Here is a 14,409-nt window from a genome sequence, read left to right as displayed (position 1 = left end):
TGATGTCAGTTTCCACTCCTGATACTGCTCCAACTCCAGTTCTAACACCGGCGCGATCACAGCCTCAGTCTTTGAACGAACTGTTCTGGTCGTTTACTTTGCTTGCGATGCAAGGCTTCGGTGGCGTGGTGGCGATCGTTCAACGTGAGCTAGTCGATAAAAAACAATGGATGACTCCCTCTGAATTTGTAGAAGAGTGGGCCGTTGCGCAAGTTATGCCTGGCCCTAATGTCGTGAATCTTGCCATGATTATAGGCAATCGTTTCTTCGGCTTGCGCGGTGCATTATGTGCCTTGGCTGGCATGCTGACCTTTCCCCTTATCTTGTTGCTGCTACTGGCGATGTTGTATTCGCAAATGGCGACTCATCCCGGTGTTGCCGGTGCTTTGCGCGGTATGAGCGCAGTAGCCGCAGGCATGATTATGGCCAGCGGTTTGCGCTTGATTCCTGCATTGAAAAAGCACCCTTTGGGCTGGCTGCTCTGTGCTTTAATCGCGGCATTGTGTTTTATTTGCATCGCCGTGTTTCATTTTCCCTTAGTCTTTATTTTGCTGTTCTTAGGTGGCAGTAGTAGCGCACTAGTCTATCGTCAATTGAAGCAAGTTAAATCCGTTGCAGAGTCAATTGGAGATGTCGATGCATGACATGAGTCAAATTGCATTGGCATTGAGTTGGCTTGATTGGTGCAATTTGTTTTTGCATTTCACCTTGCTGTCATTGTTATCAGTAGGCGGTGCTGTGTCTACACTACCCGAAATGCATCGCTATCTGGTGATGGAACAACATTGGATTTCGGATGCACAATTTAATGCATCGGTGGCCTTAGCGCAGGCCGCGCCAGGGCCAAATGTCTTATTCGTTGCTTTGATGGGATGGCATGTTGGCGTCAATACCGGTAGCTTTTGGGGCGGTTTGTTGGGCGTTGTAATTTCCATGATAGGCATCGTTTTGCCAAGTGCGACTTTGACTTTGTGCTTTGCAAACTGGAGTCATAAAAACCGCGAGATGATTGCTGTACGAAGTTTCAAGTTGGGTATGGCCCCCGTCGTTATTGGCTTATTGGTCGCGACCGGTTGGATTATGGCGAGCGCGCATAACAGTTGGCGCATGGATTGGCCGGTATGGTGTTTGACCGCATTGTCCGCAGTCGTCGTGTGGCGTACCCGATTGCATTTATTGTGGTTGCTGGTGATCGGTGGGGTTTTGGGCTGGTTTGGTGTGATTTGAATGCACACTGTGAATACAGTTTTTTAAGGCTTAGGCCTTTATAGGTAAGCTTAAACGAACTTCTAAACCACCTTCTGGTAAGTTACTTAAGCTAAGTTTGCCATTATGTTGGCGCGCGATATTTAGTGCAATCGTCAGTCCCAAACCGGTTCCGCCCGTTTCGCGGGAGCGCGAAGTCTCCATGCGATAGAAAGGTTCGAACACACGGGTTTGTTGATCGACTGGAATGCCATTGCCTTGATCTCGCACGCAAATGTGTAGCCATCGTTGTTTTGCTTCGGTACTTTGAATTAAATGTAGTTTGGCACTATGTCCATATTTGATCGCATTGTCGACCAAGTTATTCAGGCAACGGCGTAACGCTTGTGGTCTGGCCATGACGGTAGCTTTGGATTTATCGAGCAAACTGACATCATGTCCTGCATCACTGGCATCCGCACAAATACTGTCGAGTAAAGAGTCGATATCGAGTGCTTGCAATGCTTCATTGCTGTCCATGCTGCGTGCTAAATCCAAGCCCTCTTTAACCATCATTTGCATGCTAGACAAATCGCCTACCAGCTTGCCATGCAGTTCTTGGTCGCTGACCTTTTCTAAGCGTAGACGTAAGCGCGTCAGGGGCGTTTGTAGATCGTGGGTAATCGCTGCCAACATTTGAGTGCGTTGTTGGATATGGTCACGAATCCGTAGTTGCATGGAATTAAAGGCGCGCGTTGCTTGTTGAATTTCTTTAGGCCCGCGTTCCTCAAGCGCAGGGCGATTGATATCGTGACCTAAGTCGGTCGCGGCTTGCGCTAACTGCTGCAAAGGACGTATGGTCATGCGTGATACGAACAGTGCCAGACCTGCGATACAAGCTAAGAATAGACCGAGATAAAAGTAAGTTTCTGGTTGTATCGGGGCAGTGGGTGGGCGTGCAGGGAAGATCGTCTGATGCAGTCCGCTCCCATCGTTTAGTACAAAAATCAGTGCTTCGCAGGCTTCCGTTGGACCACGATCATCGGGACGCATCAGACAGTTTTCTGGCGCAGGTGGAAGTGGAATAATTTTGAATGATTTCCCTAAGCGTTCACTAAGTGCAATGCCATAAGGCGTACTGGCTTTATAGTCCGGCACATTGGCTGGAACTGGGACGACCTTTAATCCAAAACGATGAATTGCTTTTAGCAAGCCTTCGCGATTTGCTGCTGGCAGTGCATCGATCGCTTGTATCAATTGCTCGGCATGTTTAGCGCGGTCGGCGCGATAATTATTGCGCTCATTACTGATGGTGTTTTGACGCTCGCCAAAAGCCAGCCACCAAGTCAGTGCAGCAGAACAAATAATCCCAAATAAAAGTACCGAAAAAATTCGACCTGAGATGGAATCCAAGCGAGAGATGAGTCGAAAATTAAAGCTTGCCATAATGAGATTACATAATCCGGTGAATGCTAGTGAGTTTCAGCGGTAACGTTAACGGATAGCACATAGCCACCATTGCGCACCGTCTTAATAATTTGTGGGGAGCGGGCATCTTCACCGAGTTTTTGGCGTAATCGACTAATTTGAATATCAATAGAACGGTCAAACGGATCTGCGTCACGTCCTTGCGTCATGTTCAATAACTGATCTCGATTGAGTACAGTATTGGGTTGTTCTAAAAAGATGTTTAATAAACGGTATTCTGAGCCAGACAAGGCGATTACTCGTTCATCCGGGCTGATCAAATGACGCGCAACCAAATCCAAGGTCCATTCGCCAAAACGTAATTTTTTTGGACTTTCATCATGCTCGCGTCCACCATTGTTTTGCGTGCGGCGTAATACACTGCGAATTCTGGCTAACAATTCACGCGGCTCAAAAGGCTTAGGTAAGTAATCATCGGCGCCCATCTCCAAACCGAGAATCCTGTCTAAGGGCTCGCCACGGGCAGTCAGCATAATCACAGGCAAATTTGATTTTGCGCGTAAATTACGACACAAGGTTAGGCCATCTTCGCCCGGCAAATTCAAATCGAGTACTAATAGATCTATGGGATTTTTTTCTAATGCACTCCACATGGCATGACCATCTTGCGCCATCAGAGTGGAATAGCCGTGCGTTTCCAAATAGTCCGCCAGTAAGCTGCGGATTTCCCGGTCATCGTCAACAATTAAAACAGTATTTTGCATATCCATGATTCTATTATCTGATAAGACTTTGTTGCTGGGCGCTTGGATTTGTATCGACTTGTTATCATAAATCAAGATTGAAACAATACGACACATGCGATGTCGCAATTGGTTCTACAGTGGCAGTGTGGGTTACAGATCGATACACAGCCAGCTTAGATTGTCACTTTCTACTTACATTTGAAGCGCATTATCTGACACATGTGCAGTGCACATGATTAGGTCTAAGGCAGTTCACCTAGTCTTTTTATGCATTTGAAACTTTAAGGATAACATCATGAAATCGATAAGAAATAGTTTATACCTAGGTTTAACCGCAATTTCACTGAGTTTTGCTTCGTCGGTATTTGCGCAGCAAAGCCCAGCGCCACGTCCGCCCATGGATCAGGCCAAGATGATGGAAAAAATGAAGACTGGCATGGAAAAGCATCACAGCATGATGCACGACAAATTAAAGATCACCGCCGAGCAAGAAGGCGCCTGGAAAACATTTATCGAAGCGACCAAGCCAGCCATGATGGAGCGTGGGGAGAAAATGCGGGCTGACAGAAAAGCAATGGAAGGATTGTCTACTCCTGCAAGAATGGAAAAAATGCTAGAGCATTCTAAAGAGCGCCTTGCGCACATGCAAAAAAATCTGGATGCGCTTAAAACCTTTTATGCTGTATTGACACCAGAGCAGCAAAAAATCTTTGATGACAGTCATCAACGTATGCGCCATCGCATGCAGCGAGGCATGAAGCACCGAATGCAAGAGCGTATGCAAGGTAGTGCTCATGAACGAATGGAAAAATGAATTATTTGATATATGTCAGCATGGCTTAACAAAGTATTTGTAAGTAGTTTGCAGTGTTCCGATAAAATGGCGGCTTAGTATAAGGTCGTACGCCTATGTTTCGATGATAAGCGTTCATTCTGAGCCTCCATTTTTGATGCGATTAAGTCATTGAGTTTTCAATAAGTACCCGAAAGCCCAATTCTGTTTTAATCGCTATGCACTATGATAAATTCCACTTCGTTTGATAATCCTCCTAGTAATGTCGTTAACATAAGCTCGCCTGCGACTACAGCGTTCCCCGTAATCCCTTTGCCAGACTCTGCAATCGCGAAGGCAGCGCGCCATTTGGGCGATGTATTGAGATTGTGTTTTCAACATCCTTCCGCGCATGCTGCGGTGGTGGTATTCGACCTCCGTACCGATTTGTCGACAGCTTTGATGCGAGCTTATCGTCGTTGTTTGCCTGACGCTGTTTTTCTGGATTTTGATGCCAATACACCGGAACAGGTGATGGCAAGTTTTAAAGATTTGGTCGCAGGTGATTTGGTCGTCTTGGTGCAATCAACGAATTTTCGTATGGACGCTTATCGTATTCGTGTTGAATTATTTAAGCGTGATTTAAAAGTGATAGAACATCCTCACTTAGGGCGCATGCCCGGTGAGCAAGCTTTAGCCTATATTGATGCTCTGGCTTACGATATGGATTATTACCGGGGCGTAGGTCGAGGCCTAAAGCAGTTGATTGATAACGCGCCATGCGGCATGGTCGATAGTGGTGACGGCGCACAATTGGTGTACGCGTCACCGTTTGAAGACGCCAAGTTGAATATTGGTGACTATAGCGATATGAAAAACTGGGGCGGCCAATTTCCCATCGGTGAGGTCTTTACTGAAGCAAAAGACTTACGGGCCGTGAATGGGCGTGTGCGTATTTTTGTGTTTGGCGACACCACTTTTTCTGTTAATAAACCGCCGCATCCTATTACACTCGTGATCGAACAAGGTCAGGTCGTTGATGTGATTGACTCCACTCCCGCTTTCGATGAAGTAATAGCACAAATTAAAGCAGACGAATCCGTGGTGTGGGTGCGTGAACTTGGTTTTGGTATGAACCGCACCTTTAACCGTGATCGTCTGGTCAGCGATATTGGTACCTATGAACGCATGTGCGGCATCCATCTTTCTTTGGGAGCGAAACATGGTATTTACGGTAAACCAAATTTTAAGCGTGGCGATGGCAAATATCATGTTGATGTGTTTGCCGTGACTGAATCAGTTACTTTAGGCGAACAAGTCGTGTTTCGAGACGGCGCCTGGGTGGTTTAGGAAGTCGGACTTGATCGCGGGTTCAATAATGGGGTGGACGTTCGTCCACGACACTTTGCCTTTGATTCGCGGTGATCGCCAATTCGCGCAAGCGTCCTGCCAGAGCGACGCAGAGTTTTTCTAGTTCGTCGATTTTCTTTTGTTGCTGATAAACTTGGGTATTTAAGGTATCCACTAAGTCGTCTTGTCGGCTTAAGCGAATTTCTAAATCAATAATACGTTCTTCTACATTCATATGGTTTCTCCGGTTGAGTAAATCAGGTGATCGATAACAAGTACCTTGCCCATTCTAACTGATGCCAGATAGTTTCTAAGACTGCTAGGCCGCTACAGCTATAATGTTGATTGCTAATTTGAGCCAACGCCTCGCCATGAAAAATCTTCCTATCCGCCAATTCATACAATTTGCTGCCGTCGGTTTGTCGGGTACTGCCGTTCAGTATGCCAGTATACAAATCGCGGTGATGTTGGAGTTGACGCTATTTAATAAATCGGCGGCAGTAATCGGTTCTGCAGTCGGATATTTGTTGGGCTCTGTCGTTAATTACATATTGAATTATTTCTTGACCTTTCGTAGTGGCAAATCGCATATGGAAGCCGCTAGTAAGTATTTCACTGTATTGGGTGTGGGTTGGTGCATCAATCTGGGATTGATGACAATCCTGGTCGAACATTGGCAATGGTGGCATTGGTATGCTCAAGTGTTGACCACGGGTCTAGTGTTATGCTGGAATTTTGGAGGAAGTAAATTGTGGGCATTTAAGTAATGCTGTCCCGGCCTGATTGCTGAATTGTCGAGGTTGATGAATGTTCGAACGCTTATAGTCAGGATTTTCAGACCTTCAGCGATCAGGTAGAATTTAGACACTCGCCACTGCAAGTTGTAATTCGCATTCATGGCGCACTTATCGTGGTTGTGCTGTGCCCTTGAAATAAGTCGCAATAAAGAACCTAGCAATCAATTGACCGAGATCTTATTTAATTACAGGAGTCGTGGTGTTCAAAAGTTTGTTTAATAAGGTCTTTGGCACTCCAGCTAATATTCCCACACCTTCACTTACCACAAGCAACAGTAACGAAAATACACCATCAGCCGATTTGGCCCAAAATCAGGATCCCTTATTTGGCGTGAAAAAAGGAGGGAAGGAAATTGCGGCAAAATTATTTACGGCGATGTCTGCGGAAAAAGCGATACATTTGGAATCTTTGCTAAGCGCATTGGGCGCGCTGGCGGGGTATGCCTGCCAAATCAGTGTGCGTGAGGCCTACGTGGTACAGCAAGGACGTCCTGAACAAGAAGTATTTATAGTAGTGAAGAGTCAACAAAATGGTGTAACTTATTTTTTTGGTGATTTGTTAAACAAACCTTTGGCTGAAAGTCGTTATTCCGTATGGTCTTTAGCATCAGGAGCCGTGCAAAAATTGGGATTGCAGCAGCTCATTGATCTGCATGATATTTTTAGACACGTTACCGATACTTTGGGCGGCTCAGAGTTTGGCCTGCCGCGTATAGAGATCGAACATCGTGCCAAAGAGACGCCGATCAATTACGTGAGCTTCTTATGGCCCAAATTATTTCCATTGGCGCAGGCTTATTGCAAGAGTCCTAGTGATTTACCTGTCGTTTTCGGTGTCGCTATTCAAGAGATTTTGTTTGCCAGCAAGGGATTAATTGAGCCGCAGCTGGCATTGCGCATTGTGATGGAGAGTGCGGTTCCTATGTCCAAGATTTATATTCCCGAAGCTTTACATGGTTAATTACTTAGCACTATATTCCCGAGCGCTGTTAAACGCGGTTTATTGATGATACGTCACGCTCAAAGTGCTTGATTCTTATGCCGGTACAAAGATGTTTGATGTTAAGATAAATCGGTATTGTCGCATTGCATTATTTCATGCTGATCCAATCTAGCAAGATGAGGCTTATTTATGTCACTAAGGCATGTAAATACCTTCAAAATTGTTTTTGCTACCATGCTGTTATGCTTGTCGTGCAGCGGGATGGCGGATGTCCGAACGGATATGGCACGTTTGGAATCGATACAGATTTTGAGTGAGAAAGATAATCAAGCTGCATTGAAACAACTCAAAGAGTTTTATGCGCAGTTCAATGCACAGACGGATTATTTTGTCAAAATAGATACTTTACGTGAGTTGGTATCTGCCTACTATGACGCCGGAGATATCGCGGCGGGCGATTTAGTACAAGCCGAAATCTTGAAGCTTGCTACTGAAAATAAAGATAAAGAGGGCATCGCCCTAACACAAATTACTGCTGCTTATAAACTGCGTGACGCAGCGAAATTTGATCAGGCTATCGCAAAATTAGATGAGATCGCTAAAGTCGTTCGTGGTTCTAGCCGTCCCGATAATTTAATGCGTCTGGAGTCGGCCTATGGGAATATTTATCACGCCGCCAGCAAATTTGAGTTGGCCTTGCGTCATTACCTCACCGCTTTGGAGCTAACCGAGGGTTTGCCTCAAAAAACCTTGATCCCTAAAATCCGCAGATTGCAAACACTCGCGGCTTTGTATCTGACGATGCAAAATCCAGAGCAAACTTTGATCGTGACAAACGATGCACTGGTTTTAGCTGCACAAGTCGAGTCACCTCGAATTATTGCTAATTTACGTATGAATCAAGCGATGGCTTTAGGTGATTTAAAACGCTATCCAGAGTCACTAGTGGCGTATGAGCGATCCTTGAAAGCAGCGCAAGAAGCCAACTTGCCAAAACTGGAAGCACTGATTTTAAGCAATATCGCCGACTCTCATTTACGTACTCATAACTTTACTAAAGCAGAAACAGTTGCCCGTAGGGCCCTAGAAAAAGCCGAGTTGATTAATGACCCCTTGTCAATTAATAACGCTAAGGCAAATCTTGGATTTGCCTTAGGTGGTCAAGGCAAGATATCACAAGCAATGACGTACCTAAGCCCAGTATTAACTCATGCTCGTGAGTTGGGTGATAAGGCAGATATTGAAGCGACCGTCGGCGAAATCAGCCGTATGTATGAAAACGCCAAGATGTACAAAGAGGCTTTGGAATATACGCGTGAGCAACAAAATATCAGTAATGAGTTATTCCGTACGGATAGAGCGAAAACCGTGGCGACCTTGCAGGAGCAATTCGATGCAGATCAGCGTAAAAAACAAATTGAACTCTTAGCACGAGAAAACGAAGTTAAAGACGCTGCTATTAAAAATAGTCGATTGCAGCAAGTTATTACCTTGTTGGGCGCGATGGTAACGATCATGGTCGGCATATTTATTTTCATGTTGTATCGTAAAGTCAAGCAAACCAATGCCAAGCTTGAAGAAGTCAATCAACAACTTGAGTTTCACTCTGTTCGTGATCCTTTGACTGGGCTTTTCAACCGACGTTCATTCCTAGAATTGATGCGACAACGCGACCTCCAGGCGCCAGACGACAGACGAGAGGATAGCGAAGATAATCCAGATTGTTTGATGATTATGGATATTGATCACTTTAAGCATATTAATGACACTTGGGGGCATTCAGCAGGTGATGTGGTTCTGATTGAAGTGGCGAAACGTTTGCGTAGCGCTGTGCGCGATTCTGATATGACTTTACGTTGGGGTGGCGAAGAGTTTTTGATTTTTGCGCCTCGGACTAAGTCGACACAACTGACGCCTTTAGTGGAGCGAGTGTTGCGTACAATTGGTTCAACGCCTGTCATGGTTGGCGATAAACGGATTCCGGTTACAGTCAGTGCAGGATATATTTCTTTGCCATTTTCAGGCATCCCTGAAGCGGCTTGTAATTGGGAAAAAGCGATGCAACTCGCTGACATGGCATTGTATTTAGGTAAGGTAAATGGGCGTAACCGAGCTTATGGCTTAATTAGCCTATTGGTGCCGTATCAACAGGCGTTACCTGAACTAGAAAAAGATTTCTCTGCGGCTATTAAGCAGGGCTTGATAGAGGTGGCCGTTGTTATTGGCCCTGCTCAAGAACATTTAGAGAGCAATAGTGTTGCTGTTTAGCCCTCAATATGGATACCTGTCCGAACCGCACTAACAGCGGTAACGATGAAAATTTTGGTTAAAACAGGAAAAAGAGAATAAACCCCCTAGACAGATTTTAGAAATGTGCCTATAATCTTGTTTCTGTCGTTGCTGATGACACAGCAAAGCAGTTATTTGAACTAAGCAAGTAGTATATGGGTGCTTAGCTCAGTTGGTAGAGCGGCGCCCTTACAAGGCGTAGGTCGGGAGTTCGAGCCTCTCAGCACCCACCATCAAATAACTGCAAAGTACAGATGCCTTTCTAAAACGGAGTGGTAGTTCAGTTGGTTAGAATACCGGCCTGTCACGCCGGGGGTCGCGGGTTCGAGCCCCGTCCGCTCCGCCAAGTTGTAAGAAAAAACGCGCTAAGGCGCGTTTTTTTTCGTCCGTGAAAAAAACGGCGAGTAAATAGGGCGAGTAAGAATTAAGCTCAATCAAAAGATAAAAAATGCCAGCGTTTTGCTGGCATTTTCATTTATATCTGGCTAATTAGTTTTATGCGGCTAATGGATCGGCCAATTGACCTCCCAGTGAATATACGATGTCGTCTAGCATCTTCGCCAATTCGGATGTCATTAAGAGGAAGTCAGCATCGAAGCGTTCATTTTCGTCTGCCGTGCGTTGATCTTTATCTTCATTCAAGATATCTAGAGGCTTGATGCGCTTGATTGCCAGATTTTCGGATAAGACAAACGAAATCTTGTCGTCCCAAGTCATGGCCAATTTTGTACATTGCTTGCCGGCAGCGATATGGCGTTGCACATCATCAGGATCAATTGAGTGACGTACGTAGCGCACGGTGGCTTTGTCTTCGGTATGGGCGCGTAATTCGGTGTCTTGATCTATCGTAAAGCCTTTTGGTGCTTCATTGCCGGCTAGCCAATCGGTCATTGCTGTTTGAGGCGAAATCTTGGTGCGCAAACTTTCCATGGGAATCTTGTCGCATTTCAGGAGCAACTTGATGACTTCGTCAGCTTTGCTTGGGCTAGAACTATCGATGACCAGCCAGCCATTCACCGGATCAATCCAAATCCAGGTTTGACGCGTAATAGAGAATGCGCGTGGTAGCAGCTCATCAGTGACCCGTTCTTTCAAGTCTTTCATGGCTTTGCGGCCGGGGGCAAAACCTTGTTGTTCCTCTAGGTCTTTTGCGCGCGCTTTGGTTACCTGATTCACAACCGATGAAGGTAGGAGTTTCTTTTCGGTTTGCAAAAGCAGTAGCAATTGTTGATTGACGCTATGAATTAAGCTGTCGTTATTGCGAGGAGATGCCCAGCCTTCGCTTTGCATATCGCCAGAACCTGTATTGGAAAAAGATTGAGATCCCAATTGCGTATTCAATTGTTCAACATCGACTTTCCAAGGGGCAGGAAGACGGAAAACTTGTAAATTTTTAAACCACATGTGCAATCCAGAGGAGAGGAAAAGCGGCTTATTCTACACGTTCGTTAGTCTACTGTAGAAGCTTCTGTGCAGAAAGTGACCGTCAATTTACAGGTGAATGCTAGTTCGTCATTAAGTATGGGATGTCGATTCATTCCGTATCCCGTGTCTTTTTCTTCAATTGACGATGGTTTGCGGCAAATCAGGATGCGCACAAAGGTTATAATGACTGCTAATTTTCTCTCAAATATTTGTGTGTATCGTGATTTTCACGCGCAGCAAAAAAACTATCTAAACATCATGTTAGCCCAGCAAAAACTCGACATACTCGAAGCAATAAAAAGCGCTGTAGCGCCCATACTTGCAGGTACTGAACTTAATCCTACGATTGCGCTAGAGCGTCCACGTGATCCTTCACATGGGGATATCGCTTGTAATATTGCGATGCAAATTGCTAAGCCTTTGAAAAAAAATCCACGTGAGTTGGCGCAACAGATTGTCGATGCCTTATTGGCACAAAATAACTCTTTGATTGCCAGTGCAGAGTTGGCTGGTCCGGGCTTTATTAATTTGCGCGTCACCGCAGCAGCAAAACAAGCGGTGGTGAAAACGATTTTGCAGCAGCAGGATCAGTTTGGTAAGGGCGTTAAAGGCACGGGAAAAAAAGTCATTGTCGAGTTTGTGTCTGCGAATCCAACGGGTCCATTGCATGTCGGTCACGGTCGCCAAGGCGCGCTCGGTGATGCTTTGTCGGCATTATTAGAGGCACAAAGTTATCAAGTGACGCGTGAATTCTATTACAACGATGCTGGTGTTCAGATTGGCAATCTGGCTTTATCTGTACAAGCTCGTGCCAACGGTTTTAAACCGGGCGACGCTGAATGGCCTGAATCTGCTTATAACGGCGAATACATCGCAGAGATTGCGCAAGACTTCTTAGCGCAGAAGACGGTGTCAGCCAGCAATGGTGAGCCCGTCAAAGGCAGTGGCGATGCCAACGATATTGATTCGATCCGTCAATTCAGCGTGACTTATCTGCGTAATGAGCAAGATATCGATTTGCTGGCGTTTGGTGTGAAGTTTGATAATTACTACCTCGAATCGTCCTTGTATTCGGATGGAAAAGTTGAAGCAGCTGTGGCTGCTTTGATCGCTGCAGGTAAGACTTACGAACAAGACGGCGCCCTTTGGTTACGTACGACCGAATATGGCGATGACAAAGATCGCGTCATGAAGAAGTCGGATGGTACCTACACCTATTTCGTGCCGGATGTGGCTTATCACGTGGTCAAATGGCAACGTGGTTATAGCCAGGCTATCAACGTTCAAGGTAGCGATCATCATGGGACGATTGCAAGGGTAAGGGCCGGTTTGCAGGCCGTGAATCAAGGGATACCAAAAGGTTACCCTGATTACGTATTGCACAAGATGGTCACCGTCATGAAAGATGGCGAAGAGGTGAAAATCTCTAAGCGTGCGGGGTCTTATGTAACGGTACGAGACTTGATCGAATGGTCAGGCGGTGGCGACGTGCAAAAAGGCCGCGATGCAGTGCGGTTTTTCCTGATTTCACGTAAAGCAGACACCGAATTTGTCTTTGATGTCGATGTGGCGCTCGCAAAATCAGATGAAAATCCTGTGTACTATGTGCATTATGCGCACGCGCGTATCTGCCGTATGTTGTCGCAGTACAGTGAGTCTGACGCTGACTTAGCTGCATTGAAAGAGGTCGATTTGTCGCCACTAACTGCGGCACGTGAAGCATCGTTATTGCAAAAACTCGCCGAATATCCTGAGATGCTAGAAAAAGCCTTGGACGAATTAGGCCCGCATCAAGTGGCGTTTTATTTACGTGATTTAGCTGGTGAGTTACATAGCTATTACAATGCGGAGCGAGTATTGGTGGATGATGTGCCAACCAAATTGGCGCGCTTGGCGTTAATTTTGGCAACTCGTCAGGTGTTGCGTAATGGCTTGAGTCTAATCGGTGTGTCTGCGCCGAATCAAATGTAAATTAGCGACGCAGCCATTTCAGAAATCTTTATAAACAAAGAAAAAATAGCCTCAGATAGGAGAGACATGAGTTCGCAAAAAGTATTTGGACAGGGTCAGGCAGGAAGCACCTTGACCGGCATCATTATTGGCTTGGTGATAGGCTTAGCAATCGCTGTGGTGGTGGCTTTAGTCATCACAAAAACACCTACGCCGTTTACCAATAAAAATGCTAAGAGTGATAAAGCGGATTTGCCTGTAGCGCAAATGCAGGACCCGAATAAGCCTTTATACGGAAGTAAAGATGCGGTGAATCAGGCGGCAAAAGAAGTTGCAGGCAGTAAAGCCGCCGAAACCATAAAACCAGCAACTGCAGTAGGTGCACCAGCATCGGTTGCTACAGCGCCAGCTGCACCGGCTGCGCCAGTCGCCGCAGCCTCCAAGCCAGAAGTGGCCGATGATAAGTATATTTATTACTTGCAGGTTGGAGCATTTAAAGAGGTCGCAGAAGCAGAAAGTGCCCGTGCGAAGTTAGCTTTGGTTGGGGTGGAGGCGAGCGTAAGTGAAAAGAACAATGACGGTAATGTATTGCACCGAGTACGTGTTGGTCCGTTCGATCACGCAGATGCAATGAACAAAATGCGCGCGAAGTTGTCTGAGAGTGGTGTCGACACGGCGATCGTGCGTAGCGCCAAGTAAATATTGATTTGTAGTATATTTTAAGAGGAAATTATGCGTCTATTTCGTCAGTTGTTATTGATTAGCTTAGGTTTTATTGCCGTTGCAGCGAGCGCGCAAAACGTACCTCGCCTCGGTCAGGAGTACACGGTATTGGATCGTCCACAACCAGTTGAGGCCGGCAAGAAAGTGGAGGTCACAGAGTTTTTTGGTTTCTTTTGCCCCGCTTGTAATGCGTTCGAGCCGTATTTGGAAGGCTGGATTAAGAAACAGGGTGATCGCATAGTAGTAAAACGCGTGCACGTTAATTTTCACGAACTGGTTACCCAGCAAAAACTGTATTACACCTTGGAAGCGATGGGTAAGGTGGATGAATATCAATTAAAGACTTTCAATGCTTTTCACGTTGACCGTAATCGTTTATCAACCGATGCAGAAGTGATGAAATACGTAGAGAAAGTGGGTTTGGATAAGAAAAAATTTGCCGACATCTACAGTTCATTTGCGATTCAATCGAAGTTAAGTCGTGCGGCTCAATTGATGAATGACTATAAAATTAATGGCGTACCTACTGTGGTGATCGATGGACGTTTTGTTGTTTCTCCCGCAGACTTGTATGCAAAATCACGCAATCCATCGACCGATCCGGCTAATCATGCTGGCTTAAAAGTGATGGATTGGGTGGTCGATAAAGTCTATCAAGAAAAAAATCCAGTCAAAGCTGCGCCTGCAGCTGCACCAGCAGCACCGGCGGCCGCTACCAAGAAGAAGTAAGTTCTTGCTGTTGCGACTAATTGCAATGATTCATGAAAAATCCGTCGTTCTGGCGGATTTTTTTTGTATCGA

Annotated in this window: 14 protein-coding genes and 2 tRNA genes; 12 read left to right on the top strand and 4 right to left on the bottom strand. The window is 45.7% G+C overall.

Features of this window, described 5'->3' with window-relative positions; genetic code table 11:
* Nucleotides 1-2 precede the first annotated feature (2 nt).
* Nucleotides 3-644, top strand: a complete 642-nt coding sequence (locus ACO0KZ_RS18155) for a chromate transporter (protein ID WP_422997811.1) — start codon at nucleotides 3-5, stop codon at nucleotides 642-644.
* Complete coding sequence (locus ACO0KZ_RS18150) at nucleotides 637-1,227, top strand: chromate transporter (RefSeq protein WP_422997809.1); 591 nt, start codon at nucleotides 637-639, stop codon at nucleotides 1,225-1,227. Before ACO0KZ_RS18155 ends, ACO0KZ_RS18150 begins: the two co-directional genes overlap by 8 nt.
* Before the next feature lie 30 nt (nucleotides 1,228-1,257).
* On the opposite strand, the gene ACO0KZ_RS18145 is transcribed toward ACO0KZ_RS18150, so the two are convergent.
* Nucleotides 1,258-2,631 (bottom strand): ATP-binding protein, encoded by a 1,374-nt coding sequence (locus tag ACO0KZ_RS18145; RefSeq protein ID WP_422997807.1) that lies wholly within the window; start codon nucleotides 2,629-2,631, stop codon nucleotides 1,258-1,260.
* 26 nt (nucleotides 2,632-2,657) lie between these two features.
* Complete coding sequence (locus tag ACO0KZ_RS18140; protein ID WP_422997805.1) at nucleotides 2,658-3,383, bottom strand: response regulator; 726 nt, start codon at nucleotides 3,381-3,383, stop codon at nucleotides 2,658-2,660.
* A 271-nt stretch (nucleotides 3,384-3,654) separates the two neighbouring features.
* On the opposite strand from ACO0KZ_RS18140, the gene ACO0KZ_RS18135 reads away from it, so the two are divergent.
* Together ACO0KZ_RS18135 and ACO0KZ_RS18130 are read left to right on the top strand one after the other, a co-directional pair.
* Complete coding sequence (locus ACO0KZ_RS18135) at nucleotides 3,655-4,173, top strand: Spy/CpxP family protein refolding chaperone (protein WP_422997803.1); 519 nt, start codon at nucleotides 3,655-3,657, stop codon at nucleotides 4,171-4,173.
* A gap of 204 nt (nucleotides 4,174-4,377) precedes the next feature.
* Nucleotides 4,378-5,481, top strand: a complete 1,104-nt coding sequence (locus tag ACO0KZ_RS18130) for a hypothetical protein (protein ID WP_422997801.1) — start codon at nucleotides 4,378-4,380, stop codon at nucleotides 5,479-5,481.
* A gap of 22 nt (nucleotides 5,482-5,503) precedes the next feature.
* Here ACO0KZ_RS18130 and ACO0KZ_RS18125 read toward each other — a convergent pair whose 3' ends face one another.
* Nucleotides 5,504-5,716 (bottom strand): SlyX family protein, encoded by a 213-nt coding sequence (locus ACO0KZ_RS18125; RefSeq protein ID WP_422997799.1) that lies wholly within the window; start codon nucleotides 5,714-5,716, stop codon nucleotides 5,504-5,506.
* A 103-nt stretch (nucleotides 5,717-5,819) separates the two neighbouring features.
* Between ACO0KZ_RS18125 and ACO0KZ_RS18120 the strand changes: the two genes are divergently transcribed.
* The 5 genes from ACO0KZ_RS18120 (at nucleotide 5,820) to ACO0KZ_RS18100 (ending at nucleotide 9,856) form a co-directional block, all read left to right on the top strand.
* A complete protein-coding gene (locus ACO0KZ_RS18120; RefSeq protein ID WP_422997797.1) occupies nucleotides 5,820-6,248 on the top strand; it encodes a GtrA family protein in 429 nt (142 codons plus the stop codon).
* A 229-nt stretch (nucleotides 6,249-6,477) separates the two neighbouring features.
* Nucleotides 6,478-7,239 (top strand): hypothetical protein, encoded by a 762-nt coding sequence (locus ACO0KZ_RS18115; protein WP_422997795.1) that lies wholly within the window; start codon nucleotides 6,478-6,480, stop codon nucleotides 7,237-7,239.
* 243 nt (nucleotides 7,240-7,482) lie between these two features.
* Nucleotides 7,483-9,489, top strand: a complete 2,007-nt coding sequence (locus tag ACO0KZ_RS18110) for a diguanylate cyclase (RefSeq protein WP_422997793.1) — start codon at nucleotides 7,483-7,485, stop codon at nucleotides 9,487-9,489.
* 178 nt (nucleotides 9,490-9,667) lie between these two features.
* Nucleotides 9,668-9,743, top strand: a tRNA-Val gene (locus ACO0KZ_RS18105).
* 36 nt (nucleotides 9,744-9,779) lie between these two features.
* Nucleotides 9,780-9,856: transfer RNA gene (locus ACO0KZ_RS18100), tRNA-Asp, on the top strand.
* 149 nt (nucleotides 9,857-10,005) lie between these two features.
* Here ACO0KZ_RS18100 and ACO0KZ_RS18095 read toward each other — a convergent pair.
* On the bottom strand, nucleotides 10,006-10,914 hold the full coding sequence (locus ACO0KZ_RS18095; RefSeq protein ID WP_422997791.1) for a recombination-associated protein RdgC: 909 nt from the start codon (nucleotides 10,912-10,914) through the stop codon (nucleotides 10,006-10,008).
* A gap of 279 nt (nucleotides 10,915-11,193) precedes the next feature.
* Between ACO0KZ_RS18095 and argS the strand changes: the two genes are divergently transcribed.
* The 3 genes from argS to ACO0KZ_RS18080 all read left to right on the top strand — a co-directional run bounded on the left by argS (nucleotide 11,194) and on the right by ACO0KZ_RS18080 (nucleotide 14,337).
* On the top strand, nucleotides 11,194-12,906 hold the full coding sequence (gene argS / locus ACO0KZ_RS18090; RefSeq protein WP_422997869.1) for an arginine--tRNA ligase: 1,713 nt from the start codon (nucleotides 11,194-11,196) through the stop codon (nucleotides 12,904-12,906).
* Nucleotides 12,907-12,972: 66 nt separating this feature from the next.
* Nucleotides 12,973-13,584 carry an SPOR domain-containing protein gene (locus ACO0KZ_RS18085; RefSeq protein ID WP_422997789.1) on the top strand — a complete coding sequence of 204 codons (612 nt, stop codon included), beginning with the start codon at nucleotides 12,973-12,975 and terminating at the stop codon, nucleotides 13,582-13,584.
* Between the two features lie 33 nt (nucleotides 13,585-13,617).
* Nucleotides 13,618-14,337, top strand: a complete 720-nt coding sequence (locus ACO0KZ_RS18080; RefSeq protein WP_422997787.1) for a thiol:disulfide interchange protein DsbA/DsbL — start codon at nucleotides 13,618-13,620, stop codon at nucleotides 14,335-14,337.
* Nucleotides 14,338-14,409: the final 72 nt, after the last annotated feature.

Source organism: Undibacterium sp. Di24W, from assembly GCF_049340325.1.
Lineage (GTDB): Bacteria > Pseudomonadota > Gammaproteobacteria > Burkholderiales > Burkholderiaceae_D > Undibacterium.
This window is presented reverse-complemented; position numbering and strand designations above follow the sequence as displayed.

Excerpts from the sequence above, each read along its gene's own strand:
- ACO0KZ_RS18155 (WP_422997811.1), top strand. The coding sequence starts at position 3 with ATGTCAGTTTCCACTCCTGATACTGCTCCAACTCCAGTTCTAACACCG.
- ACO0KZ_RS18150 (WP_422997809.1), top strand. The coding sequence starts at position 637 with ATGCATGACATGAGTCAAATTGCATTGGCATTGAGTTGGCTTGATTGG.
- ACO0KZ_RS18145 (WP_422997807.1), bottom strand. The coding sequence starts at position 2,631 with ATGGCAAGCTTTAATTTTCGACTCATCTCTCGCTTGGATTCCATCTCA.
- ACO0KZ_RS18140 (WP_422997805.1), bottom strand. The coding sequence starts at position 3,383 with ATGGATATGCAAAATACTGTTTTAATTGTTGACGATGACCGGGAAATC.
- ACO0KZ_RS18135 (WP_422997803.1), top strand. The coding sequence starts at position 3,655 with ATGAAATCGATAAGAAATAGTTTATACCTAGGTTTAACCGCAATTTCA.
- ACO0KZ_RS18130 (WP_422997801.1), top strand. The coding sequence starts at position 4,378 with ATGATAAATTCCACTTCGTTTGATAATCCTCCTAGTAATGTCGTTAAC.
- ACO0KZ_RS18125 (WP_422997799.1), bottom strand. The coding sequence starts at position 5,716 with ATGAATGTAGAAGAACGTATTATTGATTTAGAAATTCGCTTAAGCCGA.
- ACO0KZ_RS18120 (WP_422997797.1), top strand. The coding sequence starts at position 5,820 with ATGTTGATTGCTAATTTGAGCCAACGCCTCGCCATGAAAAATCTTCCT.
- ACO0KZ_RS18110 (WP_422997793.1), top strand. The coding sequence starts at position 7,483 with ATGGCGGATGTCCGAACGGATATGGCACGTTTGGAATCGATACAGATT.
- ACO0KZ_RS18095 (WP_422997791.1), bottom strand. The coding sequence starts at position 10,914 with ATGTGGTTTAAAAATTTACAAGTTTTCCGTCTTCCTGCCCCTTGGAAA.
- argS (WP_422997869.1), top strand. The coding sequence starts at position 11,194 with ATGTTAGCCCAGCAAAAACTCGACATACTCGAAGCAATAAAAAGCGCT.
- ACO0KZ_RS18085 (WP_422997789.1), top strand. The coding sequence starts at position 12,973 with ATGAGTTCGCAAAAAGTATTTGGACAGGGTCAGGCAGGAAGCACCTTG.
- ACO0KZ_RS18080 (WP_422997787.1), top strand. The coding sequence starts at position 13,618 with ATGCGTCTATTTCGTCAGTTGTTATTGATTAGCTTAGGTTTTATTGCC.